This is a genomic window from Nonomuraea helvata (genome assembly GCF_039535785.1).
Classification (GTDB): domain Bacteria; phylum Actinomycetota; class Actinomycetes; order Streptosporangiales; family Streptosporangiaceae; genus Nonomuraea; species Nonomuraea helvata.
The window spans coordinates 1,331,703-1,356,303 of the sequence record NZ_BAAAXV010000009.1 but is presented as its reverse complement, the minus strand read 5'-3'; the positions used below and the strand labels follow the sequence as shown (position 1 = coordinate 1,356,303).

26 protein-coding genes and 1 pseudogene are annotated in these 24,601 nt (G+C 68.7%); 13 read left to right on the top strand and 14 right to left on the bottom strand.

Annotated elements, in window-relative coordinates; genetic code table 11:
• The first annotated feature begins 9 nt into the window (after positions 1 to 9).
• From ABD830_RS39280 to ABD830_RS39260, 5 genes are all read left to right on the top strand, one after another.
• A complete protein-coding gene (locus tag ABD830_RS39280) occupies positions 10 to 1,317 on the top strand; it encodes an ABC transporter substrate-binding protein (RefSeq protein ID WP_344998927.1) in 1,308 nt (435 codons plus the stop codon).
• Between the two features lie 100 nt (positions 1,318 to 1,417).
• Positions 1,418 to 2,398: a carbohydrate ABC transporter permease gene (locus ABD830_RS39275; RefSeq protein WP_344998924.1), complete on the top strand. Its 981-nt coding sequence runs from the start codon at positions 1,418 to 1,420 to the stop codon at positions 2,396 to 2,398.
• Complete coding sequence (locus ABD830_RS39270) at positions 2,395 to 3,273, top strand: carbohydrate ABC transporter permease (protein WP_344998922.1); 879 nt, start codon at positions 2,395 to 2,397, stop codon at positions 3,271 to 3,273. Before ABD830_RS39275 ends, ABD830_RS39270 begins: the two co-directional genes overlap by 4 nt.
• Before the next feature lie 47 nt (positions 3,274 to 3,320).
• Positions 3,321 to 4,820 carry an arabinosylfuranosidase ArfA gene (gene arfA, locus ABD830_RS39265; RefSeq protein ID WP_344998920.1) on the top strand — a complete coding sequence of 500 codons (1,500 nt, stop codon included), beginning with the start codon at positions 3,321 to 3,323 and terminating at the stop codon, positions 4,818 to 4,820.
• Positions 4,821 to 4,952 (top strand): hypothetical protein, encoded by a 132-nt coding sequence (locus ABD830_RS39260; protein WP_344998918.1) that lies wholly within the window; start codon positions 4,821 to 4,823, stop codon positions 4,950 to 4,952.
• Between the two features lie 140 nt (positions 4,953 to 5,092).
• Here the strand turns inward: ABD830_RS39260 and ABD830_RS39255 are convergent, their stop codons facing one another.
• On the bottom strand, positions 5,093 to 5,479 hold the full coding sequence (locus ABD830_RS39255; RefSeq protein ID WP_344998916.1) for a transposase: 387 nt from the start codon (positions 5,477 to 5,479) through the stop codon (positions 5,093 to 5,095).
• Between the two features lie 15 nt (positions 5,480 to 5,494).
• On the opposite strand from ABD830_RS39255, the gene ABD830_RS39250 reads away from it, so the two are divergent.
• Positions 5,495 to 6,019, top strand: a complete 525-nt coding sequence (locus ABD830_RS39250) for a DoxX family membrane protein (RefSeq protein WP_344998914.1) — start codon at positions 5,495 to 5,497, stop codon at positions 6,017 to 6,019.
• 106 nt (positions 6,020 to 6,125) lie between these two features.
• Here the strand turns inward: ABD830_RS39250 and ABD830_RS39245 are convergent, their stop codons facing one another.
• Both ABD830_RS39245 and ABD830_RS39240 read right to left on the bottom strand, forming a co-directional pair.
• Entirely contained in the window at positions 6,126 to 6,251 is a 126-nt protein-coding gene (locus tag ABD830_RS39245) for a hypothetical protein (RefSeq protein WP_344998912.1), read from the bottom strand.
• A 282-nt stretch (positions 6,252 to 6,533) separates the two neighbouring features.
• On the bottom strand, positions 6,534 to 7,112 hold the full coding sequence (locus ABD830_RS39240; protein ID WP_344998910.1) for a TetR/AcrR family transcriptional regulator: 579 nt from the start codon (positions 7,110 to 7,112) through the stop codon (positions 6,534 to 6,536).
• A 39-nt stretch (positions 7,113 to 7,151) separates the two neighbouring features.
• Here ABD830_RS39240 and ABD830_RS39235 point away from each other — a divergent pair.
• Positions 7,152 to 7,409, top strand: a pseudogene (locus ABD830_RS39235) (NmrA family NAD(P)-binding protein); the annotation flags it as partial.
• A gap of 14 nt (positions 7,410 to 7,423) precedes the next feature.
• On the opposite strand, the gene ABD830_RS39230 reads toward ABD830_RS39235, so the two are convergent.
• The 4 genes from ABD830_RS39230 to ABD830_RS39215 form a co-directional block, all read right to left on the bottom strand.
• Positions 7,424 to 7,672: a hypothetical protein gene (locus tag ABD830_RS39230; protein WP_344998908.1), complete on the bottom strand. Its 249-nt coding sequence runs from the start codon at positions 7,670 to 7,672 to the stop codon at positions 7,424 to 7,426.
• A 369-nt stretch (positions 7,673 to 8,041) separates the two neighbouring features.
• A complete protein-coding gene (locus ABD830_RS39225; protein ID WP_344998906.1) occupies positions 8,042 to 8,668 on the bottom strand; it encodes a dihydrofolate reductase family protein in 627 nt (208 codons plus the stop codon).
• Entirely contained in the window at positions 8,665 to 9,135 is a 471-nt protein-coding gene (locus ABD830_RS39220; protein ID WP_344998904.1) for an SRPBCC domain-containing protein, read from the bottom strand. The genes ABD830_RS39225 and ABD830_RS39220 overlap by 4 nt, the downstream gene beginning before the upstream one ends.
• Positions 9,132 to 9,470, bottom strand: coding sequence for an ArsR/SmtB family transcription factor (locus ABD830_RS39215; protein WP_344998902.1), 339 nt, complete (start codon positions 9,468 to 9,470; stop codon positions 9,132 to 9,134). The genes ABD830_RS39220 and ABD830_RS39215 overlap by 4 nt, the downstream gene beginning before the upstream one ends.
• A gap of 349 nt (positions 9,471 to 9,819) precedes the next feature.
• Between ABD830_RS39215 and ABD830_RS39210 the strand changes: the two genes are divergently transcribed.
• Positions 9,820 to 10,698: a potassium channel family protein gene (locus ABD830_RS39210; protein ID WP_344998900.1), complete on the top strand. Its 879-nt coding sequence runs from the start codon at positions 9,820 to 9,822 to the stop codon at positions 10,696 to 10,698.
• A 54-nt stretch (positions 10,699 to 10,752) separates the two neighbouring features.
• On the opposite strand, the gene ABD830_RS39205 is transcribed toward ABD830_RS39210, so the two are convergent.
• Complete coding sequence (locus ABD830_RS39205; RefSeq protein WP_344998898.1) at positions 10,753 to 11,454, bottom strand: hypothetical protein; 702 nt, start codon at positions 11,452 to 11,454, stop codon at positions 10,753 to 10,755.
• Positions 11,455 to 11,573: 119 nt separating this feature from the next.
• Positions 11,574 to 12,260: a DUF305 domain-containing protein gene (locus ABD830_RS39200; RefSeq protein WP_344998896.1), complete on the bottom strand. Its 687-nt coding sequence runs from the start codon at positions 12,258 to 12,260 to the stop codon at positions 11,574 to 11,576.
• A 326-nt stretch (positions 12,261 to 12,586) separates the two neighbouring features.
• Between ABD830_RS39200 and pdhA the strand changes: the two genes are divergently transcribed.
• From pdhA to ABD830_RS39180, 4 genes are read left to right on the top strand one after another with little or no spacing between them, the layout of a single operon-like run.
• Positions 12,587 to 13,600 (top strand): pyruvate dehydrogenase (acetyl-transferring) E1 component subunit alpha, encoded by a 1,014-nt coding sequence (gene pdhA, locus ABD830_RS39195; RefSeq protein ID WP_344998894.1) that lies wholly within the window; start codon positions 12,587 to 12,589, stop codon positions 13,598 to 13,600.
• Positions 13,600 to 14,577, top strand: a complete 978-nt coding sequence (locus ABD830_RS39190) for an alpha-ketoacid dehydrogenase subunit beta (protein ID WP_344998892.1) — start codon at positions 13,600 to 13,602, stop codon at positions 14,575 to 14,577. Before pdhA ends, ABD830_RS39190 begins: the two co-directional genes overlap by 1 nt.
• Entirely contained in the window at positions 14,574 to 15,971 is a 1,398-nt protein-coding gene (locus ABD830_RS39185) for a dihydrolipoamide acetyltransferase family protein (protein ID WP_344998890.1), read from the top strand. Before ABD830_RS39190 ends, ABD830_RS39185 begins: the two co-directional genes overlap by 4 nt.
• Positions 15,968 to 16,219, top strand: a complete 252-nt coding sequence (locus tag ABD830_RS39180) for an acyl carrier protein (RefSeq protein WP_344998888.1) — start codon at positions 15,968 to 15,970, stop codon at positions 16,217 to 16,219. Before ABD830_RS39185 ends, ABD830_RS39180 begins: the two co-directional genes overlap by 4 nt.
• 7 nt (positions 16,220 to 16,226) lie before the next feature.
• Here ABD830_RS39180 and acsA read toward each other — a convergent pair whose 3' ends face one another.
• The 3 genes from acsA to ABD830_RS39165 form a co-directional block, all read right to left on the bottom strand.
• Positions 16,227 to 18,005 (bottom strand): acetate--CoA ligase, encoded by a 1,779-nt coding sequence (acsA, locus tag ABD830_RS39175; RefSeq protein ID WP_344998886.1) that lies wholly within the window; start codon positions 18,003 to 18,005, stop codon positions 16,227 to 16,229.
• A gap of 147 nt (positions 18,006 to 18,152) precedes the next feature.
• Positions 18,153 to 21,137 carry a pyridoxamine 5'-phosphate oxidase family protein gene (locus ABD830_RS39170; RefSeq protein WP_344998884.1) on the bottom strand — a complete coding sequence of 995 codons (2,985 nt, stop codon included), beginning with the start codon at positions 21,135 to 21,137 and terminating at the stop codon, positions 18,153 to 18,155.
• A gap of 90 nt (positions 21,138 to 21,227) precedes the next feature.
• On the bottom strand, positions 21,228 to 21,920 hold the full coding sequence (locus ABD830_RS39165; RefSeq protein WP_344998882.1) for a CBS domain-containing protein: 693 nt from the start codon (positions 21,918 to 21,920) through the stop codon (positions 21,228 to 21,230).
• Between the two features lie 323 nt (positions 21,921 to 22,243).
• On the opposite strand from ABD830_RS39165, the gene ABD830_RS39160 reads away from it, so the two are divergent.
• A complete protein-coding gene (locus tag ABD830_RS39160) occupies positions 22,244 to 23,104 on the top strand; it encodes a universal stress protein (protein WP_344998880.1) in 861 nt (286 codons plus the stop codon).
• Between the two features lie 75 nt (positions 23,105 to 23,179).
• On the opposite strand, the gene ABD830_RS39155 is transcribed toward ABD830_RS39160, so the two are convergent.
• Together ABD830_RS39155 and fbp are read right to left on the bottom strand one after the other, a co-directional pair.
• Positions 23,180 to 23,383: a DUF1918 domain-containing protein gene (locus ABD830_RS39155; RefSeq protein ID WP_344998878.1), complete on the bottom strand. Its 204-nt coding sequence runs from the start codon at positions 23,381 to 23,383 to the stop codon at positions 23,180 to 23,182.
• Positions 23,384 to 23,399: 16 nt separating this feature from the next.
• Positions 23,400 to 24,527, bottom strand: a complete 1,128-nt coding sequence (fbp, locus tag ABD830_RS39150) for a fructose-1,6-bisphosphate aldolase/phosphatase (protein ID WP_344998876.1) — start codon at positions 24,525 to 24,527, stop codon at positions 23,400 to 23,402.
• Positions 24,528 to 24,601 lie beyond the last annotated feature (74 nt).

Sequence of the window (24,601 nt, the reverse complement as noted above, 5' to 3'; positions counted from 1 at the left end):
TTTCCTCACATGGACAGCACCACCATACGCACCCGCAGACTCCTGGCGCTCGCCACCGCGGCGGTCATGGCATTCGGCGTCGGCGCGTGCAGCAGTGACCAGAACACCTCCGCCGCGGAATCGGGCCAGAGCGGGCCGGTGAACATGGAGTTCTGGGGCTGGGCCCCCTACGAGAAGATCGTCGACCAGTGGAACGCCTCCCACCCGATCATCAAGGTCACCTTCAAGAAGATCCCATCGGGCGGCAAGGGCGGCTACACCCAGATCACCAACGCGATCACCGCCGGCCAGGGCCCGTGCCTGGCCCAGATCGAGTACCAAGCCATCCCGTCGATGCTCGTGAAGAACACGGTCATGGACATCACGAAGGACGCGAGCGCCGACATCGCCAAGTACCTCCCGTCGGCCGTCTCCGCCTCCAGCATCGGCGGCAAGATCTACGGCATCCCGGTGGACGTGGGCCCGATGGTCCTCTTCTACCGCAAGGACCTGTTCACCAAGTACGGCATCACCGAGCCGCCGGCCACCTGGGCCGAGTACAAGGCCGACGCCGAGAAGGTCGCCGCCGCCGATCCGAGCGTGAAGTTCGGCAACGCGCCCAGCGAGGGCAACGATCTGGCGGCCTACACCCTGCAGACCGGCCAGTCCTGGTACTCGACCAGCGGAGACAGCTGGACCGTCAGCATCGACAACCCCGGCACCCGCAAGGTCGCCGCCTTCTGGCAGGACCTGAAGGACAAGGGTCTGGTGACGATTACCGGCAACGCCTGGGACCCGAAGTTCAACAAGGCCGCCACAGCCGGCAAGGTGCTGACGTTCGTCAACGCGTCCTGGGCCGCCGGCGGCCTGAAGTCGGACCTGAAGGACCTGTCCGGCAAGTGGGCGGTCGCCCCGATGCCGACCTGGGAGGCCGGCGACGGCAAGAGCTCCAGCAACGGCGGCTCGGCCACCTCGGTGATGACCGGGTGCAAGACGCCCGGCGAAGCCGTGCAGTTCGCCGATTTCCTGTCCAGCGACCCGCAGGCCGTGAAGACGGGCATCACCGAAGGGCTGTACCCGGCGTCGAAGGCCGGACAGGACGACCCATCGCTGAAGGCGGGTGACCCGTACTTCGGCGGCCAGCAGGTCGGCGACCTGTACAAGGCCTCCGCCGCGCAGGTGCCCAGCACCTGGACCAACGGCCCGACCTATCAGCAGGTCGAGTCGGACCTCTCCGGCGCCATGGGCAAGGGCACCCTGCCGGACGCGGTCACCAAGGTCCAGGCCTCGACGGTCGCCGCGATCAAGCAGCTCGGACTGTCGGTGACCGACGGCTGAGGCCGCGGGACTCCAGCCGCCCCGAAGGGTTCCCGCGGCCGCCCGTATCCGCCGCCGCGGGGACCCGCTCCCTGACGACGAACCGCCCAGCGAGGTTTCCATGAGCAGTACCAGCAGCACCCGGACCGCGTCACCGCCGCGGCCGGCGCCCGCGGTCACCCGCCGCGTCTCCCCCGCCGGTCGGCCGCGGCGCACCGGCCGCCGCAGCGCGTTGACCGCGTCGGGTTTCCTGGCGCCGTTCGCGGTCCTCTTCCTGACCATGATGGTCGCGCCGATCGGCTACGCGATCTACCAGAGCTTCTTCACCGTCCGCCGCGCCGGGCTGTTCGGCGGTACGCAGTCCACAGAGTTCACGGGACTGTCCAACTACGCCGCCGCCTTCGGCGACCACGACTTCATCGCGTCGATCATCCGAGTCATACTGCTGGGCTGCGTCCAGGTCCCGGTCATGCTCGGCCTGGCCCTCCTGCTCGCGCTCCTGCTGGACTCCCGCTCGGCCCGGCTGCGGAAGACCTACCGGCTCACGTTCTTCCTGCCCTACGCGCTGCCGGGTGCGATCGCCGCGGTGATGTGGTCCTTCCTCCTGGTGAAAGACCTCTCGCCGTTCACCGGACCGCTGTCCCACATCGGGATCGACGTCGACTTCCTGTCGCCGTCGTGGGTTCCGGTCTCGATCGGGCACATGATCACGTGGGGCTGGACCGGCTACAACATGCTGATCATCTACTCCGCGCTGCAGACGATCCCGGCCGAGGTGATGGAGGCCGCCGCGCTCGACGGCTGCACCGGATGGCGCCTGGCGTGGGCGGTGAAGATCCCGCTGGTGCGTCCCGCGCTGGTGCTGACCACGGTCTTCTCCATCATCGGGACGGCGCAGCTGTACACCGAGCCGGCGGTGCTGGTCGGCGCGCGCATTCCGGGCGTCGACCCGAAGTTCTCCCCGATCATGAACACGGCCCTGGGCATGGACATGGGCGACCAGAACCTCGCCTCCGCCCAGTCCGTCGTGCTCGCGTTGATCACCCTCGTGCTCTCGTTCGGGTTTCTCAAGTACAACCAGCGCAAGGGAGCGATGGCATGAGCGTGATTCAGGCCGGCCGACCGACCCGACCGGCCCGCCGCGGCACCGACATCGCGAGCAAGGCCGTCGTCAACGGCATTCTGGGCCTGATGGCCCTGTACACGCTGATCCCGCTGTGGTGGCTGTTCGTCTCCGCGACCAAGGCCTCGGGCTACCTCTACACCGGTGCGCCCCTGTGGTTCTCCCACTTCGACCTGGTCACCAACATCAGAGACGTGTTCAGCTTCGAAAACGGCGTCTTCTCCACCTGGCTCGCCAACAGCGCGCTGTACAGCCTCGTCGGCGCCACCGTCGGCACCCTGCTGTCCGCGATGGCCGGCTACGCGCTGTCCAAGTTCAGCTTCCGCGGCCGCGAAAGCGTGTTCAACGTCATCCTCGCCTCGGTTCTCATCCCGGCGCCGATGTTCGCCCTGCCGTTGTTCCTGCTCATGGCCAAGCTGGACATCACCAACTCCTACTGGTCGGTGCTGCTGCCCAGCTGTGTCAGCCCTTTCGGCGTCTACCTGTGCCGAATCTTCGCCGCGGCGTCCGTCCCGGACGAACTGCTGGAGGCCGCACGGCTCGACGGAGCAGGCGAACAGCGCACCTTCTTCCGGATCGCCCTGCCGCTGATGTCCCCGGCACTGGTGACCGTCTTCCTGTTCCAGTTCGTCGCCATCTGGAACAACTACCTGCTGCCCTCGCTCATGCTCAACACCCCCTCACTGCAGCCCGTCACGGTGGGCCTGGTGCAGTGGCGCTCGGAGTTCGCCAGCGGAGTGTCGCCGCTGCTGTCGATCACCGGTGCGTTCCTGTCGCTGATCCCTCTGCTCGTCGCCTTCGTCAGCCTCCAGCGGTTCTGGCGCAAGGGCCTGACCGCAGGCTCCGTCAAGTAACGCGTTCGCTGCCCCACGCCCATCCTGAACTGCAAAGGACCACTGCATTGCCCCGCGCCCACGTCATTGTCGACAAGCAGGCCGTCATCGCTCCTGTCCGACGCCGCACCTTCGGCTCGTTCGTCGAACACCTCGGCCGCTGCGTGTACACCGGGCTCTACGAGCCGGAACACCCGAGCGCGAACGAGGACGGGTTCCGTATGGACGTCGTCGAACTGGTCAGAGAGCTGGGCACCAGGACCGTCCGCTACCCGGGCGGCAATTTCGTCTCCGGCTTCCGCTGGGAGGACTCGGTCGGCCCCCGCGACAAGCGCCCGGTGCGCCGCGACCTCGCCTGGCATTCGCTGGAGTCGAACCAGGTCGGCCTGGACGAGTTCGCCCGCTGGCTCAAGCTCACCGACTCCGAGATGATGCTCGCGTTGAACCTCGGCACGCGGGGCATCCTGCCCGCCCTGGACCTGCTCGAGTACGCCAACCACCCGTCCGGTACGGCGTTGTCGGACCTGCGTGTCGCCAACGGCACGCCGGAGCCGCACAACGTGCGCATGTGGTGCCTCGGCAACGAGATGGACGGACCCTGGCAGACCGGCTTCATGACGGCCGACGACTACGGCAAGCTCGCCGCCCGTACCGCCGGCGCGATGAAGATGGCCGACAAGGACCTCGAACTCGTGGTCTGCGGCTCCTCCGGCTCCTGGATGCCGACCTTCGGCGACTGGGAGCGCACGGTGCTCGAGCACACCTACGACCACGTCGACTACGTCTCCTGCCACGCCTACTACCAGGAGCTCGACGGCGACCTCGGCTCCTTCCTCGCCTCGGCGACCGACATGGACTACTTCATCGACACCGTCGTCGCGACCGCCGACCACGTGGGCTACAAGAAACGCTCCAACAAGAAGATCAACATCTCGTTCGACGAGTGGAACGTCTGGTACCAAAAAGAGCACCACGAGTCCGACGAGGTCAACGACGAGTGGCGGCACGCCCCCCGGCAGCTGGAGGACGTCTACTCGGTGGCGGACGCCGTCGTCGTCGGCAACCTTCTGATGACGCTGCTCAAGCACAGCGACCGCGTCACCTCGGCCTCGCTCGCGCAACTGGTCAACGTGATCGCGCCGATCATGACCGAGCCCGGCGGCCCTGCCTGGCGGCAGACGACCTTCTACCCGTTCTCGATCACCAGCCGGCTTGCCGCCGGTGAGGTGATCCGGCCCGTTGTCGAGGCGCCGACCTACACGACGGCACGCCATGGGGAGGCGTCTGTCGTCGACGCCGTCGCGACCGTCGACGAGGACCGGGCCGCGGTCTTCCTCGTCAACCGCGGGCTTTCGCAGGCCACTCAGGTCACGGTCGATGTGCGCAGCCTCGGCTCCTCGCGGATTCTGGAGGCGGTCACACTGGCCGACCCGGATGCGTATGCGAAGAACACACTCACCGAGCAGAACCGCGTGACCCCGCACGCGAACCCGAGCGCGATCCTGTCCGACGGGCTGCTCAGCATCGAGCTGCCGCCGGTGTCGTGGACCGCAATTGCGCTGGGCTGAGTGACTGTCACCGCCGCCAGCATGCAAGACCGCGACGGCGCTCACCGATTGCCGGCGCTGCTGCGCGAACGGTTCTCCACGATCAGTCTCGTCTGGGCCGATGGCGGCTACGCCGGACGTCTGGTGGCCTGAGCCAAGACCGTTCTGCAACTGACCGTGACAATCGTCAAACGTACCGACAAAACCGCCGGTTTCGTTGTCCTGCCCCGCAGGTGAGTCGTCGAGACGTGTCAAGCGCAGTGCACTCATGGGGTCTGGCCCACTTTCCGTGATCAGTAGCCGTGCAGGACACGGACGCGGAGAAGGTCAGGGTCGGCTCGCCCGTACATGATCCGTTTGATCATCTTGATGCGGTTCACGTTGCCTTCCACGACCCCGGAGCTGTAGGGCAGGGTGAGCCCGGCCTTGACGGCTGCCCAGTCCCGGCGAAGGCCAGCGAGGAAGTCGCGCAGTTCCCGCGCGGGGCTGGCCTCCGCTCGCGCCGCCCAGCCTTCCGGGTCCTGCTCGCCGCGACGGTGGACGAGCATCTCGGCGAACTGGCGCGTCAACTCGGTGACCGAGGCGAGTTCCGGGCAACGGGCAGTAATCTGGTCGAGTTTGGCCAGGTCTTCGGTGGCGACCTTGCTGGGCGGCTGGACGATCCAGCCGGTGACTTCCACTGAAAGGGGACCACCATGGCCACCACCGCCAACAGGTCCGTCGTGGTAACCGGCAATCCCGCCGCACGCCGCCCCGTCGACTACGTCTGGGCCGTTGCTCGCATCTCGATCGGGTGGATCTTCCTGTGGGCGTTCCTGGACAAGACCTTCGGCTGGGGGTTCGCCACTCCTGCCAACCGCGCCTGGATCTCCGGCGGCAGCCCCACGAGCGGTTTCCTCAAGGGCACCGGCGAGAACGCGCTGGGCGGCTTCTTCTCCAGCCTGGCCGGGCAGGCCTGGGTGGACTGGCTGTTCATGGTCGGCCTGCTCGGCATCGGCCTGGCGCTGATCCTGGGCGTAGGCACCCGGATCGCCGCCGTCACCGGCAGCCTGATGCTGGTCCTCATGTGGGCGGCCGAACTGCCCCTGGACAACAACCCCTTCATGGACGATCACATCATCTACTCCATCGTCCTGGTCGGCCTCGCCCTCGCCAACGCCGGCGCCACCTTGGGGCTCGGCAACCTCGCCGTCGTTCGGAGCAACCCCTACCTCAAGTAGCCTGCAAGCCATAGCGCCCACCCTTCGAAGGGGGTGTCGCGCTGCGGCACGTAGCCTCGGCGGCGGCCAGCTCATATCAGCGGACGATCACGTCGCTGCGAGAACATCAGGTCATGGCCAAGCCCTCCTTGCCCCCGGACGGCAGGCCGTAGCGGCAGGAGGCGTTCTTGACCAGCAGCCCACGCCCGGCCATCGCCTGCAGCGCCGCGCGGATGCCGTCGGCGTCCGGCAATTCGAACGCGTCGCTGATTTGCCGCGGCCGCCACATTCGTTACGGGCCCTGCCGGATCAGGTGCGGAATCTGCTCCGGCGCGGAGCTGGCGGTGGTGAAGGATTTTCGGGTGGCGCGTGCTCCGGCAACCGCATAGGACCTGGAGGCGTTGGAGACCGACGTGCTGGCCGGGCTCGTGCTGGCTCGGGCAGCGGGGCTGTCGGACGGCACATCTCCTCGGATGTGATGCACCTGGAGCACCTGGGAGCGTTCCGTCACGCTCTGAGGCCCCGGCGGAGCCGGTCAGCCGAGTGAAGCCGTTGCCGTGCGCAGCTCCTGCAGAGCGGCCAGCGCGTGATGCGCGAGCCCTCGCGAGTCGTCACGATCGCCTTCCGACCACTGCGCGTAGCCCCGCTTGAAGGCGAGGACACCCAGCTCGGCCGCGAGGTGCGCAGTAGGGTCCGGGACGCCGCGGGCGAGGAGCGCGGCGGTCATGGCGGCAGCCAGACCGACGCTCTTGAGTGCGTCTCGCTCCTGCAGTTCTGTGCTGGCCGCTATGGCCGCCCGCAGCCGGGGGCCGAGCTCGCGGTTGGCCGGTCCCATGGCGCTGGACGCCCGCTCGAGACCGGCCGCGACCGCATCGAGCGGGCTGGCGTCCGCGGGCGCCTCGGCGATTCCTTCGGTGAGCAGCCGGCTCAGGCTTTCCTGGCCGGCGACCAGCAACTCGCGTTTGTCGGAGAAGTGCCGGAAGAAGGTGCTCTTGGTGACGCCGGCGCGCTCGGCGATCTGCGCCACCGTGGTGGCGTCGTACCCCTGCTCGGTGAACAGGTCGACGGCCGCGATGACGAGTCGCTGGGTCGTCTCCGGTTGCCATCGGGCCATGAACGACATCATAGGTGATGGGACAAGAGTCCCGTCGAGATGTATGGTGATGGGACAAAGGTCTCATCACTTCGGGAGAGTTTCATGCATGTCTTTGTCACGGGCGGCACCGGCACCATCGGCTCCGCCGTCGTCGCCGAGTTCCTCGCCGGCGGGCACACCGTCCTCGCGCTGGCCCGCTCGGACAAGTCCGCCCAGGCCCTGGCCGACGCCGGTGCCCAGGTGCTGCGCGGACAACTGGCCGACCACGACGTCCTGCGCGCCGGCGCCGCACAGGCCGACGGCGTGATCAGCCTGGCCTTCGGCAGCGACTACAGCACCGGCGAGGCCCTCGCGCGGTCGATCGCCGAAGAGGGCGCCGCACTGGCCGCCCTGGGCGAGGAATTGCTCGGCAGCGGCCGCCCGATCGTCACGGTCTCAGGTACGCCCTGGGTGCCGGGCCGCCCCTCCACCGAGGCCGATCCCGCGCCGACCGACGGGCCGGTGGGCGGCCGCGGCCGTTCGGTCAACGCGCTGCTGGACCTGGCCTCGCGCGGGGTACGCGCCACGGCCGTCCGCATGCCGCGCACGGTCCACAATCAGGGCAAGGGCGGATTCGCCGGCCTGCTGACCGACCAGGCGCGCCGCACCGGCGTGTCCGGCTACCCCGGCGATGGTGCCCAGCGCTGGCCGGCCGTCGGCCTGAGCCAGGGCGCGTATCGAGTGGTGATCAATGGGCGGGTCCGGGTGAGGGCTCCGATCCAGATCATCGAGGTGCGCAGGTGGAGGCCGGCGTCGTGGCTGATGGGCCGACCACGGCCGGTGTCAGGACCAGGGGACCTCGCCATGGCGGGAGACGAAGCGCCCGCTGCCGGCGCTGGGCTCCTCTGTGGTGAGTGCGACGGTCGCGTCGGTGCCCTCGGTGGCGGTTTGGGGGCCGCTGTGACCGTTTATGCGAAGGCGGTGAGGCCCTCGTATTCGCCTTGGCGTGCTTGGCCGGTCACCTCGTATTCCAGGAGCAGCAGGCCGTTTGGTGTGGCTTCGTGGCGGAGCAGGTGGAGGCCGGACGGGGTGCCCGCGCCGGTCAGCAGCCGCCGGCCGGTCCGGAGGACGGCGGGGGCGACCGCGAGGCGGATCATGTCGATCAGGCCCGCCGACAGCAGGGAGTCGCCGAGGCGGGCGCTGCCGTGGATCTGGAGTTCCCGGCCTGGCTGTGCCTTGAGTTCGGTGACCGCATGGACCGGGTCGCCCTTGAGGACGGTCGTGGGGTTCCAGGTTCCTTCGGTGAGGGTGTTCGTCACGATGTACTTCGGCAGGGTGTTCATGCGCTCGGTGAACGGGTCGGCCGGGTCGGTGATCTTCGGCCAATCGCGTGCGAACGCCTCGTAGGTCCGCCGTCCGAGCAGCAGGCCATCGGCGAGGTCGAGCCATTCGGAGGCGCGCTGGACGAAAGTCCGGTCCATGTGGGGGACGAGCCAGCCGCCACGGGTGAATCCGTCGCTGGTGTCCTCTCCCGGCGAGCCGGGGCCCTGACTGACCCCGTCGAGCGTGACGAACTCGGTGAGAGTGATCTTCATTGCCTGCCCTCGGTGCGTGCGGCCAGCTGGGCGGTGACCGTCCCCCAGCCGTCGGCGAAGCCGAGCTTCTCGTGATGAGCGCGGGCCTCCGGGTCGCCGTGCCGGACGACAATCCGGTAGTCCGTGCCGTCCGGATGATCGTTCAACGTGATCGTGGCGGTCATCGCGACCGGGGCGGGGCTCGCGGGACGCCACGTGCTGTCGATCGCGTTGGTGAACACGATCCGCTCAAGCTCGTCCACGGCGAGAAAGCACGCGTCCAGGTGCGGGACGAACTCGGCCCCGTCGTCGCTCAGCCGGGTCACGAACGCCCCGCCGGGCCGCAGGTCCAGGCGGTCCACCCGGCAGCGGGACGGAGCCGGGACCCACCACTGCTCAAGCCGGGACGGGTCCGTCCAGGCTCTCCATACGGTCGCGCGCGGGGCGTGGATGATCCGCTCCAGAGCAAGGTCGAGATCGGGATTCACTGCCTGTTCTCCTCTGGGTCGGTGACGAACTGTTCGAGGCGGTCGGTGCGCTCGTTCCAGATGCGGCGCTGCTCGGCGAGCCAATCGTCGACCAAGGTGAGCCGCTCGCGGTTGAGCACGCAGGTGCGCACCCGGCCGGACTTGACCGTGCGGATGAGCCCGTTCGATTCGAGTGTCCGCACATGCTTCATGAACGAGGGGAGGGTCATCGGGAACTCGCGGGCGAGGTCGCCGACGCTCGTGGGCCCGTGGCCGAGGCGCCGGACGACGGCGCGCCGGGTCGGGTCGGCGAGGGCGACGAAGACCCCGTCGAGCTGCGCCGGATACTGTGCCATGCGGCTAAGTATGGTGGCCCCGAACGGTTAGCGCAAAGGCTAAGTATTGAGCCCGCGCGGGCGATCACAAACCGTCACCGACGGTTACGGAGAAAAGCTCAGTGTCCAACCACGAGGCCGACCTCTACAAGAAGAGGAACACTGTCGAGCGCCGGATCAACAACCTGGCGACAGCTCATTCCCTCATCAGTGCAGCCTGGCCGCACCTCAGATACGGCGAGTCTGCGTTCACCGACGCTGCCTGCAGCCTAGGCTCCAAGCGCGGCCCGGACTCGGGTGGCAGATCACCCGGCCTTGGTCGCACGGGCCGCCCCGCCGCTCCACAGGACGGTCACTGCGGGAGAGATGAATGGAGTGGTTGGTCTCGCTACTGGGAGCCGCGCTCATCATGGCCGCCCTACGAGACCTGTTCCACACGCTCTGGCACCCCACCCGCCACGGAGGCCTGAGCCGACTTGTCATGGCGGCGTTGTGGAGACTGGCCCGGCATCTCCGAGCGCGCAGGCGGGTGGTGGGGCTCGTCGGTCCGCTCGCCATGGTGACGGTGGTCGGCATGTGGGCCGTCACCATCATCCTGGGCTGGGCCATCGTCTACTGGCCCCACATGCCGGAGGCGTTCGTCTTCGCACCCGGTTCCGGACTGTCGCAGGAGCCGGAACTGCTCGACTCCCTCTACCTGTCGCTCGTCATGGTCGCCACCCTCGGGCTCGGGGACATCGTGCCTGCCGCAGGCTGGCTCCGCCTGGTCTCGCCCCTGGAAGCTCTCATGGGCTTCGTCCTCCTGACGGCCACCGTCTCCTGGGTGCTGGAGATCTATCCGACGCTGACCCGCCGACGGGTGCTCGCGATCCGGTTGGCGCTGCTGGACCGCTCGGACCCGTCGGTGCGGCAGCTCGACTGCGCTGCAGGTGCGTCATTGCTGGAAAGCCTGGCCACCGAGGTGGCACATGTCCGCATCGACTTCACCCAGTACGCCGAGGCCTACTACTTCCATGACGGTGATGACCACTCGTCCCTGGCGGCCACGATCGGCTATGCCGCTCACCTCGCCCATCTCGGGCAGGCAGCCCGACGGGCAGATGTGCGACTGATGGCCACCCTGCTCGCTGGGGCGTTGGAGGACCTCGCCACCATCCTTGACCAGCGTTTCCTTCACACGGATGGAACACCTGCGGAGGTATTTGCCGCGTACGCGGCCGACCACGGTCGGGCCCTCACCGAGGCCTGAGCGTCCATTCGGCTTGCCTTCGGTGCCCCGCGAGGTAGTCAAGAGGACGAAGGTCTAGTGGCCCATCACCGGCCTCGCCCCCGCAGCGGGGATCGGCAGGTGCTCGCGGATGAGGAACCAGCTTGCGGCCAGCACCCACAGCGCCGTGAGCACGCCCAGCACGATCGCCGGGACCGGGCCGCCGGGCACCAAGGCGCCGCCCGTGCTGACGACCGTGAACGCGTTCAGGACGCCGACCACGGCCACGACTATGGCGAGCCAGGCCATCCACAGCGGGAACACATGCGTGCGCATGATGGCGGCGGCCGAGGCCCCGAAGGGCACGGCCATCGCGATCCCGGTGATGGCATCCATCACGGTCAGCGCGGTGTACGGCCCCGCGGCGATGGCCAGCAGAGGCCGATGCATGGTGACTGCGTAGGTAATCCCGGCGAACACGGATATGCCGATGAACCCGACGGCAGCCAGGACCACGTATCCCGCGAGAACCAGGGCCGGCGTGTCACTTGCCTCGTCCGCGCGGCGGAAAGCGGTGGCCAGCGCCACGCCGAACCACAGGAACAGCGCCGTCGCGACGGCGTAGAGCAACGCCGCCGTCAGCACCTGGGCCCGGCGCTCGGCCAGGTACGCGGAAATCGTCATCGCGGACTCCGTGATCTGCGGCGCGCTCCCCATCACCAGGCGGCCGATGATGGCGAACAGTATGGCGCCGACGCCGGCCAGCCCGCCCCATCGCAGCTCATGGCTCTGTTTCATCGTCAGTCACCTCCTCTTTCGATGATTCGCCGGCCCCGCCGACCTCGGCAGGGCCGAAGGTCCCGACTACGGACCACATGTAAGAGGTGACGAAGAGTGCTTGCCTGGCTTGGGCCGGTTCATCCCTGCGATCGGTGCCATGGCCCGTGGGGGCCCCGCCTGTCCCACCTTCCACAAGGCATACCCCATTCACCGAACCAGTCAGCCAGGTAGCGGCGCATCTGGAACATCTCGGCATGCTGGGTGTCGCGTACCTTGGCGGCGAATTCCGCGACTTCGGGATGCTCGGCCCGCCCGGACGCCAGCAACTGCTGGGACATCCTGATCGCCGCCATGTGGTGTGGGATCATGTCCTGCAGGAACGTCTCATCGAGCGCGTCGCCGGACAGCCTGGACAGGTCGCGCATCATCGGCCGGTAGTCGCGCGCCCCCGGATGCCCTGGATACCACTTGGCGAGCCACTCCTTCATGGTGGCGATCTCGGCGTTCTGCGTCGTGACGATCGAGGCGCCCAGGGCTCGCATCTCCGGCCGGTTCGAGCGCTGTAGCTGCCGGGCTGCGGCTACTGCTTCTTCATGGTGGGCCACCATCTGGGTCAGATAGCCGGCCTCGTCACTGACATGCATGCCGTGCATCCAGCCGCACGGCCCCATTGGACCCCAGTCGGTCGGCGGGGTGGTCGGCTGCTGCCAGGTGGCCGTCGGCGGCCGCATGGTGCCGGCTGCCGCGCCGGCGATGCCGCTCACCGCCGCCGCGCCGGCCAGCGCCGATCCCGCCGCGATCGCCGCTATTGCCGAACGTTTCATGTCGGCCCCCAGCGTCTTGCGTCGTCTGCCCTATCCCTCAAGCCTGGGTGCGGGCAGCCCGGCCGTCCAGTGCCATGCGACCCTGACGACCAGGACCAACGTCCCCGGTTTCGTGACCTTCGTCGCCCGAGCGGCACCCCATCCAGCGGATCTCTGTGGATGGTTGCCGCCATATGGGGAACGGAGATTTGTGGGTGCCTATGACCTGTCTGAGCGGGCCGTGTCTCATCGGTGAGCTGGCTCGCTCCGAATGATTCCGGCTTCGTGGCGATCCCGCCGCCGGCGTAGGCGCCGGGTATGACAGGCAGGGACGCGAGGACAGACTCATGGCAGGCAAAAGCAGGCCGCGGGCCACCCAGCACAGCGAGTTGCTGCGCCAGATGCTGCGCATCCGCCGGTTCGAGGAGCGCTGCGTCGAGCTTTACAGCAGCGAGAAGATCCGCGGGTTCATGCATCTGTACATCGGTGAGGAAGCGGTGGCCGCCGGGGTGTGCCAGGCGCTGAACTCGGACGATGCGGTCGTCTCGACGTATCGGGAGCACGGCCACGCGCTTGCCCGCGGGGTGCCGGCCACGGCGATCATGGCTGAGATGTACGGCAAGGCGGCAGGATGCAGCCGGGGCCGGGGCGGCTCCATGCACCTGTTCGACGCCCCCCGCGGTTTCTACGGTGGGAGCGCGATCGTGGGCGGCGGCCTGCCCCTCGCTGTCGGGCTCGCTCTCGCCGACAGGTTCCAGGGGCGTAATCGTGTGACCGTGTGCTTCTTCGGCGATGGCGCGATGGCTGAAGGCGAGTTCCACGAGTGCCTGAACCTCGCCGCGCTCTGGAAGCTACCGGTGTTGTTCGCGTGCGAGAACAATCTGTACGCGATGGGCACCGCGCTGGCGAGGTCGCATGCGCAGACAGAGCTGGCTCTCCGTGCTGCCGGTTACGGCGTCGTGGCCTGGCCGGTGGACGGCATGGACGCACCGGCGGTGGCCGAGGCGGCGGACAGGGCCGCGGAGTCGATCCGGGCAGGCGCGGGACCGCACTTCCTGGAGCTGCGCACCTATCGTTTCCGTGCGCACTCGATGTACGACCCAGAGCGCTATCGCGACAAGACCGAGGTCGAGCAGTGGAAGAAGCGCGATCCGATCGATGCCCTCATCGCGCGGATGACGACAGCCCAAGAGCTCTCCAGCGACGATCTCGCCCTGCTGGAGAAGGAGATAGCAGAAGAGATCGATCAGGCCGTCGCCTTCGCCGAACAGGCGCCGGTCGAGCCGCTGGAGGACCTCGGCAAGTTCGTCTACAGCGAGATCCCGCCGTCGAGTGGCACGGAGCGTACGGAGGTGCCGTAGTGACAGAGGGCACGACGACGTATCGCGAGGCCATGAGGGCGGCGATCCGCGAGGCGATGCGCCGCGATGAGCGCGTCTTCCTCATGGGCGAGGACGTCGGAGCCTACGGCGGCTGCTTCGCCGTCAGCCTGGGCCTGTTGGAGGAGTTCGGTCCCGAACGGATCCGTGACACCCCGTTGTCGGAGGCGGCGTTCGTCGGAGCCGGGATCGGGGCGGCGCTCGGCGGGATGCGGCCGATCGTGGAGGTGATGACGGTCAACTTCTCCCTGCTGGCCCTTGACCAGATTCTGAACAACGCCGCGACACTCCTGCACATGTCCGGAGGACAGCTCAACGTTCCGCTGGTGATCCGGATGACCACGGGAGCCGGCAGGCAGCTCGCCGCCCAGCACTCGCACAGCCTGGAAGGCTGGTACGCGCACATTCCCGGGCTGAAGATCCTCGCACCCGCCACCTTGGAGGATGCCCGCGGCATGCTCTGGCCGGCGCTGGAGGACCCCGACCCCGTTCTGATCTTCGAACACGGCTCGCTGTACAACCTGTCAGGGGTGCCGCATCCCGGCCCGGTGGACATCTCCCATGCGGCGCTACGGCGGTCCGGCAAGCACGTCACGGTGATCGGCTACGGCGGCACTGCGGGAAAGACGTTGTCGGCCGCCGATGTGCTCGCCGCCGAGGGCATCGAGGCAGACGTGATCGACCTGCGCATCCTGCGGCCCCTCGACGACGCCACGATCATGGAGTCGGTCAGCCGGACGCACCGCGTCGTCATCGTGGACGAGGGCTGGCGTTCGGGCGGCCTGTCGGCCGAGATCAGCGCCCGCATCGTCGAACACGCCTTCTACCAGCTCGACGCGCCGATCGCGCGGGTGTGCACGGCCGAGGTCCCCATCCCTTACGCGCGCCACCTGGAGGAGGCCGCCATTCCCCAGGTGCCCGCGATCGTCGCGGCGGCTCGAGAAGTGGTCGCCTCATGACGGGCGAACCGGCGCAGTTCCGGATGCCCTCGCTCGGCGCCGACATGGAGGCGGGCAGCGTCGCCGAGTGGCTGGTCCAGCCCGGGGACCACGTACGCAAGGGCGACGTCATCGCGGTCATCGACACCGACAAGGCCCTGATCGAGGTCGAGTCGTTTCATACGGGCGCGGTGGAGAGCTTGCTGGTGGACGTCGGTGAGAAGGTTCCGGTCGGCACGCCTCTCGCCCTCATCGGCGGAGCCGCGCCCTCGGGCGAGCCTCGTGTCCCCGCCCCGCCGCAACGGCCGACCCGGAAACGACCGCCTGCCCGGGCAGCGAAGAAGCGGCCCCAGCCAGGGCCGCCGCCGGAGCCGGTGGCCGGCCCGCCAGAACCTCCCCCGCAGCCCTCGCCCATCACATCTCCGATCGTGCGCCACCTCGCCGAGAAGCGAGGCCTCGACCTGGCGACCGTGCACGGCACCGGCCCAGGCGGCCGCGTGACCCGCGCGGACGTCGAACGGGCAGAGTCGCGGGTGAAGGCATCGCCGCTGGCCCGCAGGATTGCCCTGGACCTCGGCGTCGACCTCGCCGCCGTCCACGGCACGGGCCGCACAGGGGCGATCCGCGCGGATGACGTCCGCGAGGCCGCCGCACGCGCCGGCGAGCGCAGGGAGGCGCCGCCGGCCGAGGGCGCGCCGGCCGCACCCGCCGTAGAGGCGGCCGCCGCTGGAGAGCCCGGACCGGAAGGCCGCCGGGACGCGATGCGCCAGGCGATCGCCCGTGCGATGAGCCGGTCGAAACGGGAGATCCCGCACTACTACCTGAGCACCACCGTGGACATGAGCGCCGCGCTGGGATGGCTGCGCGCCCGCAACCGAGACTTGCCGGTGGCCAACCGGTTGCTCCCCGCTGTGCTGCTCCTCAAGGCGGCTGCGCGCGCTGCCATGGAGGTTCCGCAGCTCAACGGCTTCTGGATCGACGACGCCTTCGTGCCCGGCAAGGCGGTGAACCTGGGCGTGGCGATCTCACTCAAAGGCGGCGGCCTGATCGCGCCCGCTCTGCACGATGCCTCGAACCGCGATCTCGACGATCTCATGGCCGCCCTGAGGGACCTGGTGGCCCGGTCACGCTCCGGCCGAATGCGCGGCTCGGAGATGACCGAGGCCACCATCACTGTCACCAACCTGGGAGAACAGGGAGTGGAGGCGGTCCACGGCGTCATCTACCCCCCGCAGGTGGCCCTCGTGGGCTTCGGCAAGATCCTTGACCGTCCGTGGGCGGTCGACGGACTGCTCGGGGTCCGGCCGGTGGTCACCGTCACTCTCGCCGCCGATCACCGTGCTACCGACGGTTTCACCGGCGGCCGGTTCCTCGCCGCCGTCGACCGGCTGCTCAACCGTCCGGAGGGGCTATGAAACCGCAGCAGGCCCGGGCACTCATCGAGCAAGCGCTCGCCGAGGTGGCACCGGAGGCCGACCTGACGGCACTTCCGCCGGACGCCGACTTCCGCGACCTTCTTGAACTGGACTCGCTGGATTTCCTCAGCTTCGTCGAGACGCTCAGCGATGCCAGCGGTTTCCGCATCGAAGAAGACGACTATCCCGCGCTCACGACCGTGACAGGAGCGGCGGATTTCCTGGCCGCCCGCGCCGGATCGGGGTGACCGGCGCTCACTGGGCAGGGCGCTCCAGTGTCGAGATGTCGCCTTCGGGCAGGCCGAGTTCGCGGGCTTTGAGGAGACGGCGCATGACCTTGCCGCTGCGGGTGTGCGGCAGGTTCTGGTCGAAGGCCAGCTCTCTAGGGGCGACCGCGCCCAGCCTGCGGCGGCCGAAGGCGATCAGTTCACGCCGGAGCGCCTCGGCGGGCTCGTAGCCCGGGTTGAGGGTGACGAAAGCTTTGACCAGTTCGCCTGCCACCGGATCTGGTCTGCCTATCACTCCGGCCTCGGCGACGGCGGGATGCTCCATGAGTACCGATTCGACCTCGAACGGACCGATGAGGTGACCGGCCGACTTGATCACGTCGTCCGCCCGCGCGACGAACCAGAAGTACCCGTCCCGGTCCCTGCGCGCGATGTCGCCGGACAGGTACCAGCCTCCGGCGAACGCCTTGGCGTACCGCTCCGGCTCGCCCAGGTAGCCGCGGAACATCGAGGGCCAGCCGGGTCGCAGCGCGAGCTCCCCTTCGACGTCGGGCTCCTCGATCACGTGCACGCGTCCGTCGACGACGCGGGCGCGGCCGTCCTCGCCCCGTTCCAGCAGCGCCGCCTCGATCCCGGGCAGCGGACGTCCCATGGAACCGGGCTTGATGTCCATCGAGGCATAGTTGCTGATCATGATGGCGCCGGTCTCGGTCTGCCACCAGTTGTCATGGACCGGCAGGCCGAGCGCGTGCAGGCCCCAGACCGCCACCTCGGGGTTGAGCGGTTCGCCTACGCTGGCGATGAACCGCAGCCGGGACAGATCGTACTCACGGGGCAGCTCATCGCCGCTGCGCATGAGCATGCGCAGCGCGGTCGGGGCGGTGTACCAGGCGGTCACTCCCTGGTTCTGCAGCATGCGGTACCAGCGGCGTGCGTCGAATTCACCCGCGTCGACCACGAGCGTGAGCCCGAGGCTGAGGGGCGCGATGACGCCGTACGACATACCGGTGACCCAGCCGGGATCGGCGGTGCACCAGAAGACGTCCGACGGGCGCAGATCGAGAGCATAGAGCGCGGTCAGGTGGTGGGCGACCACGGCACGGTGCACATGCACCGCGCCCTTGGGCTTGCCGGTGGTACCGCTGGTGAAATGGAGCAGCGCCATGTCCTCGGGGTCGGTGGGCGGTATCTCGAACTCCTCGCTCGTGCCCGCCATCAACCCGCTCAAGAGCAGAGTGCCCTCAGGCGCGGGCCCGCCACCGGTCACCAGCACGTGCTTCAAGCCCAGCAAGGACTCTCGAATGGCTGCGATCTTCCGCTGGTACAGCTCAGGGGTGGTCACCAGCACGCGCCCGTCCCCGAGGCGCAGCCGCTCGCGAATCGGCTCGGGGCCGAAGGCGGAGAACAGCGGGGAGAGCACGCTGAGGTTCTTCAGCGTCCCCAGGACCGTCACGTACAGCTCGGGCATCCTGCCGAGGAGGGTGAACACCCTCTCACCCTTGCCGACCCCCAGGCCGCGCAGCACGTTGGCAAAGCGGTTCGTCACGACATGAAGATCCCGGTAGGTCAGCTCCACGACCTGATCGTCTTTGCTCACGCACCGTAGCGCCACATGGTCGCGCCGGGCTCCGTCCAGGTGACGGTCGACGGCCTCGTACGCGATGTTCAGCCCCCGGCCGCCCGGCAATCCGCGGATAGAGGACCGCTGGGCCGCCTCCCAAGAGAATGCTCGGCATTCGCTCTCATAGTCGGCCAGGTTGGGCGCGACGGCCGCTCGCCCGGTCTTGTGGATGAGATCCCATGCCATCACGGTTCCCTCCCCGTCGACAGGACTGCATCACTGACACGGCGGGCTGAGACAACCCCAGAACCCCGTCCGTGCACCGGAAACCATCACAAATGGAATTAATACCCATCGCGCTGGCGTCAAGTGCGGGCGTCCGGTACGGGTGCGTCACATGCCGTGGATGCGGCGGCCCGTGATCTGGTGCGGGACGATGCGGATGTAGAGATGGCGCTCGCCGCCCGCCCATGGCGTGACGCCCACGTCGGCCACCTCGCCCATCTCGTCCGGCGCCACATGGTGGCAAGGCCCCCGCACCAGGACGCTCCACCCTTCGCGGTTGGTCTCGTCGATCTGGTCGATCTCGAAGGCGATCTTGATGTCCACGCCTTCCAGTCCCGTACGGAGGTCGCGGTCCATCGGCCCGCCCGAGGCCGTGCGGAAGACGATCGCGCCGTGGTGCATCGTGTAGTTGACGGGCAGCACGGTCGGCCCGTAGGAGCCGTAGAACGCGACCCGCCCGATCCCGCCCGGCGCGATCAGCCGCAGGCACTCCTCCCGGCCCAGCTCCTCCAGCGTCGGGTTGGCCATGGCAGGCCCGTGCCCGGGCGGCCGGTCCCGGTCGCCGCCCAGCAGCTCGTGCACCGTGGTCTGCAGGGCGTCGGCCAGGCGGTAGAGGGCTCCGGCGTCGGCCGTGTCGGGGTTCTCCTCCAGGTACTGGAGGTAGCCCGGCGACATGCCCGCCTGCTCGGCGACCTGCTCGCGGGTCAGGCCGAGGCGCTCGCGGTAATGGATGATGCGGCGTCCGAGATCTCCCGTGCCGGTCATGATGACGTCTCCTCGCGTATAGGAACGACACGCGGTGCCGTTCACGCGTGCCTCGTCGTGGTCGGCGTCGATGAAGATCTGTTGCCCGCGGTAGCGGATCGGCATGGACAGCACGCCGAGCCGGCCGGGCAGCAGGGGATCCAGCCGGAGCCCGTCAGAGCGCAGCTCCATGCCGAGATAGCAGCGTTGGAGGAGGTCCAGTGTGCCGCCCATGGCGCCCAGATGGATGCCCTCGGCCGTGGTACCACCCTGGACGTCCTCGATGTCGCTGTAGAGGGCCTCGGTGAAGAACCTCCAGGACTGCGCACGCCTGGAACGTGCCAGCACCCAGGCGTGCACGACGGCGCTGAGGGTCGAGCCGTGGCTGGTGCGGTCCAGGTAGTAGGAGACCGTACGGGGGATCAGGTCGCGTTCGACCCGGTAGCCGAGGCGTTCCAGGATGCTGAGCAGCTCGGCGCCGGTCAGCAGATAGCAGAGCATGAGCGTGTCGGCTTGCTTGGAGGCCTTGTAGCGGTTGACGTCGTCGCCGTCGGCCTCCAGGGCCCGGTCCAGGCGCCGCGCGCCGCGGTAGCGGTCCCAGTCGAGCTCCAGCAGGTCCGCGTACCCGGTGAACTGGCTGATCACGCCGTCGTGGAAGTCCACCCGCATCCGGCGGCTGATGTCATCCCACCGGGCCAGCTCCGCGGGCGCGGGCTCCAGGCCGGGCACCAGCGCTGCGGTCTCGCGGGCGCGGATCATCAGCCACACGGTCATGACGTTCGTGTACGCGTTGTTGGCCAGCCCCGGCACGGCGGCGCCGGGGTAGCCGTCGTGGTATTCGTCGGGTCCCATGACGCCGTGGATCTCGTACCGGTCGCCGTGCCGCACGGTCAGTGAGGCGAAGAATCTGGCGATGTCGAGCAGCAGCTCGGCGCACCACGACGGCATGGAGCCGGTGGCCAGGTAGTGCTGCCACACGTTGTAGGCGATGGCCAGGCCGACGTGGCGCTGCAGCCGGGAGTGGTCGGCCAGCCAGCGTCCCGAGATGGGGTTGAGGTGGAGTGTCGGGGTCTCCTCGCGGCCGTCGCTGGCGCTCTGCCAGGGGAACATCGCGCCCTCATGGCCGGCCTCCCTGGCCGCGGCCCTCGCCTCGGGCAGCCGCCGCCAGCGGTAGCGCAGCAGGCCGAGAGAGGTCTCGGGGAAGCGCAGGCTCAGCCACGGCTGCACGAACAGCTCGTCCCAGAACACGTGTCCCCGGTACGCCTCCCCGTGCAGCCCGCGCGCCGGCACACCGACATCGAGCTCGGCGGTGTGCGGAGAGAGCGTCTGGAGCAGGTGGAAGATGTGCAGGTGGACGGAGCGGGAGAGCCTGAGGTTGCCCACGTCGAGCCGGGCGCGCCGCCACAGTTCCTCCCATGCGGCGGTGTGGTGGGCCAGCAGGTCGTCGAAGCGGGGTGCGCGGCGTACGCGCCTGAGCGCGGACGAGCGGGGGTCGTGGGTGGCGGGGTCGTGCGAGGTCGTCAGCGCCACGATCTTGGTGAGCGTCGCGGGCTCGCCCCTGGTCAGGTGCAGCATGTGGTCGGAGGAGACGTAGCCGGGACCTGGCGACGGCCGCGCGGAGACGGCGCGACCGAGCTCAGACGGCAGCTGCGCTTCGAGAGCGTGAGCCGCTGCGGCGGGGGTGGTGTCGATCCTGGCGGCGAGGGCCACGGTGGCGTGCGAGGATCGGGTGCTCGCCGTCAGCCAGGCCAGGTCGTCCTCGGCGCCGGTGGCGTGCCCGGTCAGATGGTCGCCGCGCAGCTTGCGGTAACGGGCGACGCCCCGGTTCGAGACCCGGCCGTCCAGCGTGGCGCGCACGCGCATCGGCCCCGCCCAGTTCTCGGCGGTGAACGTGGTCTCCAGGGTCGCCAGGTACGGGTCCGCCATGGACACCAGACGGCGCTGCCGCACGCGCGTGACGCGGCCCTCGCCGTCGCGCCAGCGCAGATCCCGTACCAGCACTCCGCGCCACAGGTCGAGCTCGTGCCGGTACGCGAGCAGCGCGAACCGCTCGGGCCGGAACCACTCCGACCCGGGGGTGGCGAACGTCAGCGGCAGCCAGTCGGGCAGGTTGACGATGTCCTGGTTCGTCACGGTGCGCCCGGCGACCACGGAGTCGAGCCGGTCATAGCAGCCCGCCACGTAGGTGCCCGGTGTGCGGTACTCGCCGTCGGGGGTGGCGCCCCGGGTGGCGAACCGGCCGTTGCCGAGCGTGCACAACGCCTCCCGCAGCCCTTCCCCAGCAGGGTCGAGGCCGTGGTACACGAGCGTCCAGGCGGTCCCATCGGTGGCCGACATCGCCTCGCGCACGTCCTGTCCACCCCCTCGATCAGGTCGAGTCCGCCCCCGCAAGGCCCCCGAAGCCCCGCAGCGCGTCCACCGATCCATCACCTGCGCTCATCATGAGCCCCATGTATCGTCCTGTTTCCACTGAAGCTCGTCGACCACGTCGACTACTCCGTCGACGCGTGCGGCCAGGCGTACGGCGAGCAGCGTCTCGCTACGGCGGTCCATCCGGCCGCTCAGCGTCACGACGCCCTGATGCACCGTCACCGTGACGCTCGAGGTTCCCGCCCACAGCGAGCGCTCCAGCACGTCCTCGCGGATCTCGCGGGCGATGTCGGCGTCGGCACGCACGAACACTTTGAGCAGGTCACGTCGGCTCACGACCCCCTGCAGCGTGCCGTCTTCGGCGACGACGATCAGGCATTTGACGCCGTACTCCTCCATCCGGCGAGCGGCCATCACGGCTGAGGCGGTGGCCGGCACGGTCACGGCGGGTGCGGTCATCAGCTGGGCGGCCGTATCCCCGGCGGCCTTGCGCCGGAAGTCGGGTCCTTCCTCCGGCGGGCGGTGGCGCAGCCACGTGCGCAGCGGCGCTTCGTAGCCCTCGACGCAGTAACGTTCGCGGAACTCCTCCTTGCACAGCAGGTCCGCCTCGGACACCACGCCGAGCACGTGGTTCTCGGCGTCGACCACCGGCACGGCGCTGACGCCATGCGCGATGAGCACTTCAGCGATGTCCTTGAACGGTGTGCTGCCGTTGACCGAGACGACCTCGGTGGTCATGATGTCCTGAACTTCTACTCGCATGGCGGCTCCTCCCCTCGAGCCATCCCTGCCCTCATCCAGGTCCGGGACGCTTCCCCGCAGGTAGAGGCAGCGGTCCTGGCCGATGGAGCGGTTCGTCAGCCCCCTTGGAGGGCCGCTTCTGGCACGCGGCTGCGGTGCAGCATTCCCGTATGACCGGGTCACGACAGGGCCAAAAGATCTCAAGACCGGGACTGAACGGTCCAGATTCCGGTCTGGCTCCCGAGCGTGTGCTTAACCTGAGGTGATGGGGGATCGACGGCGGCAGCCGCCCTGGATACCCGCCCTGCTTCAGCGATGATCGAGGAACGCGCGAGGTGGCAGCCATGACCATGCCGATCGTGGTCGGTGTCGACGGATCAGCGCCCTCGCTTCTGGCCGCGAGCTGGGCCGGGCGGGAAGCCGCCATCCGCGGCGCTCCGCTGCGCATCGTCCACGCCGCCGTGCGCTGGACCCACAGTGTCCCGCTCGTCCCACAGCCCCCGGCCTGGGGAGCCGGCGCGGAAGCCGCAGCTCGGGAAATGCTCCGCCAAGCGGCCGTCCACGCTCAGGCCGGTAGACCGCATCTGGCGGTCACCACCGAGATCGTCGAGGGCGGAGCGCCCGAGGAGCTCGTCAACGCCGCCGAAGGAGCACAGCTGGTCGTGGTGGGGAACCGGGGCCGCGGCGGCTGGGCTGAGCTGCTGCTGGGCTCGGTGAGCCGCCACGTCGCGACCCGAGCGCCCTGTCCGGTCGCGGTCATCCGGCAGCCGCACACCGGCGACCGCGGTGAGATCGTCGTCGGCCTGACCGGGCGTCCCGGCCAGGAGCCACTTCTGGACTTCGCCTTCCGCGAGGCCGCGTTGCGGTCCGCTGCCTTGCGCGCCGTACACGCCTGGGTGGATCCCACCCCGCGAGAGCCCGGAGACATGCAACCTCTCGTCTATGACGTCGAAGCCGTGGGCGAGGAGGAAGCGTTGTTGCTCGCGGAGGCCATCGCCGGGTGGCGCGAGAAGTATCCCGACGTCACGCTCACCCAGCACGTCGTACACGAGCATCCGGCCAAGGCGCTGATCGACGCCTCGACGGACACGGACCTGGTCGTCATCGGGGCCCACCGCGGAGCACGAGCCCTGCTCGGCCTCGGAGGCACCGCTCATGCCGTGCTCCACCATTCGCGCGCACCCGTGATCGTGGTCCATTTCTGACCGTCCGAGCTGTTGCCGGACGTACCAGCAAAGTCTCGGACGCCAACGCGGCGACCGCGCCATGACCTTGATCGGTCACCGTCCGAGGCGGGTGTCATGGTGTTCGACGTGGGCGTCCGGCCCCGGATAGACCAGGGTCTCGTGCTCTTCATCGAACCAACGGACCACGTAGGGCGGTGTGCCGTCGTCGTGGTGCAGGGCGACGATGACGCCGATGCGGCGTGGTTCGCCCTGATGGGCGCCTTCGACCACCAGCCGGTCTCCTACTGCTGCCTTCATGGCTCCTCCGTCTCTGTCAGCTCCGGCTCGTTCCGGCCGTGGCGAGTTCGGTCGTCATCGGGGTCCAGCGGCTGGCAAGCCGCTTGGTGAGGATGGTCATGGTGGTGTACTCCAGGTCCTCCAGCGGCAGCCGGTGCGGTTCGAACGGGCCGTGGCGGCGGAAGTAGTCCATGGCCTCGTTCGCCTGCTCGCGTGCCCGGTCGAAGGCGGGGTCGGCGAACAGATCGCGCGGGCCGATCAGCTTGCCGTCGTGGAGCTGGAAGCCCAACGCCACCACACGCGGTGGACCGTCGAAACGCGACGGGTGCGCGTCACCGCTGGAGACGGGCATGAGCGGTGCGTGGTGCGAGCCGCGCATGCAGCCGGCGACCCCGTAGGCGAAGGTGAAGGGCTCCAGCACCTCACCCACGGCGGGCAGTCCTGACTGGCAGCGGACGATCATCACGGGATCGTCCTTGCCGACGTACTTGCCGGCGATGAGCGACAGCCGCTGGGTGCTGGTCGCGGCCGCGGTCTCGTCGAGCGTCTTGGAACGGACGCTGTGGATGACGTAGCGGGCGGGTGCGCCGATGTACATGAGCATCTCGTACAGCTCGGCGGGGCAGTCGAAGAAGATGCGCTTCTCCTCGTAGAGGTCGTAGACCTCGAAGGTGAAGCCGGCGTGCATCTTCTGGTCGATGACCAGGCCGGCAGTGTTGAACGGGTCCGCGAACATCTTGTACAGCGGCAGGTTCCATGCTCCGGGCTCGGTCTTGTCGGCCAGGAAGCAGATCACCGGGTCGGAGGGGCGTTCCTCGAACTCAAGCTCGGCGTAGCCGGGGCCCATGCCGCGCAGGTTGCCGGAGAAGGCGTCGGACAGCAGGTCCTGGCCGGCGCCGTACAGGCCGAGTTCCTTGGCGATGTGCGTCGTGGCCTGGAAGGTGTCCCAGGCGAAGGAGTGGATGAGGTCCGCGTCCGGGCCGTAGGTGTGGGTCATGATGAGCGAGACGTCGTCGCCGCAGCTGGCCACGTGCCCGTCGATGAGCAGGCCTGATTCGATGCCGCGGGTCATCTCGCGGCGTGCCTCGGCCATCATGTCCGGATGCACGGCCGTGTGGCCGACGAATCCCCCGGTGTCGGCCTTGATGATACTGAGAGTGACCATCTTGATCGCCTCCTGATGGTGCCTCCTCTCAGTCTTGTTTTGGGGCGTTTGTCCAATTAGGGGATTTGGTCCTT

Coding starts and splice junctions, on each gene's coding strand:
- ABD830_RS39280 (WP_344998927.1), top strand. CDS start 10: ATGGACAGCACCACCATACGCACCCGCAGACTCCTGGCGCTCGCCACC.
- ABD830_RS39275 (WP_344998924.1), top strand. CDS start 1,418: ATGAGCAGTACCAGCAGCACCCGGACCGCGTCACCGCCGCGGCCGGCG.
- ABD830_RS39270 (WP_344998922.1), top strand. CDS start 2,395: ATGAGCGTGATTCAGGCCGGCCGACCGACCCGACCGGCCCGCCGCGGC.
- ABD830_RS39250 (WP_344998914.1), top strand. CDS start 5,495: ATGGCCACCACCGCCAACAGGTCCGTCGTGGTAACCGGCAATCCCGCC.
- ABD830_RS39240 (WP_344998910.1), bottom strand. CDS start 7,112: ATGGCCCGATGGCAACCGGAGACGACCCAGCGACTCGTCATCGCGGCC.
- ABD830_RS39230 (WP_344998908.1), bottom strand. CDS start 7,672: ATGCGGACGGCCGTGGCGCGTACCCCGCGCGAGGCCAGGTCCAGCAGC.
- ABD830_RS39225 (WP_344998906.1), bottom strand. CDS start 8,668: ATGAAGATCACTCTCACCGAGTTCGTCACGCTCGACGGGGTCAGTCAG.
- ABD830_RS39215 (WP_344998902.1), bottom strand. CDS start 9,470: ATGGCACAGTATCCGGCGCAGCTCGACGGGGTCTTCGTCGCCCTCGCC.
- ABD830_RS39210 (WP_344998900.1), top strand. CDS start 9,820: ATGGAGTGGTTGGTCTCGCTACTGGGAGCCGCGCTCATCATGGCCGCC.
- ABD830_RS39205 (WP_344998898.1), bottom strand. CDS start 11,454: ATGAAACAGAGCCATGAGCTGCGATGGGGCGGGCTGGCCGGCGTCGGC.
- ABD830_RS39200 (WP_344998896.1), bottom strand. CDS start 12,260: ATGAAACGTTCGGCAATAGCGGCGATCGCGGCGGGATCGGCGCTGGCC.
- pdhA (WP_344998894.1), top strand. CDS start 12,587: ATGGCAGGCAAAAGCAGGCCGCGGGCCACCCAGCACAGCGAGTTGCTG.
- ABD830_RS39185 (WP_344998890.1), top strand. CDS start 14,574: ATGACGGGCGAACCGGCGCAGTTCCGGATGCCCTCGCTCGGCGCCGAC.
- ABD830_RS39180 (WP_344998888.1), top strand. CDS start 15,968: ATGAAACCGCAGCAGGCCCGGGCACTCATCGAGCAAGCGCTCGCCGAG.
- acsA (WP_344998886.1), bottom strand. CDS start 18,005: ATGGCATGGGATCTCATCCACAAGACCGGGCGAGCGGCCGTCGCGCCC.
- ABD830_RS39165 (WP_344998882.1), bottom strand. CDS start 21,920: ATGCGAGTAGAAGTTCAGGACATCATGACCACCGAGGTCGTCTCGGTC.
- ABD830_RS39160 (WP_344998880.1), top strand. CDS start 22,244: ATGACCATGCCGATCGTGGTCGGTGTCGACGGATCAGCGCCCTCGCTT.
- ABD830_RS39155 (WP_344998878.1), bottom strand. CDS start 23,383: ATGAAGGCAGCAGTAGGAGACCGGCTGGTGGTCGAAGGCGCCCATCAG.
- fbp (WP_344998876.1), bottom strand. CDS start 24,527: ATGGTCACTCTCAGTATCATCAAGGCCGACACCGGGGGATTCGTCGGC.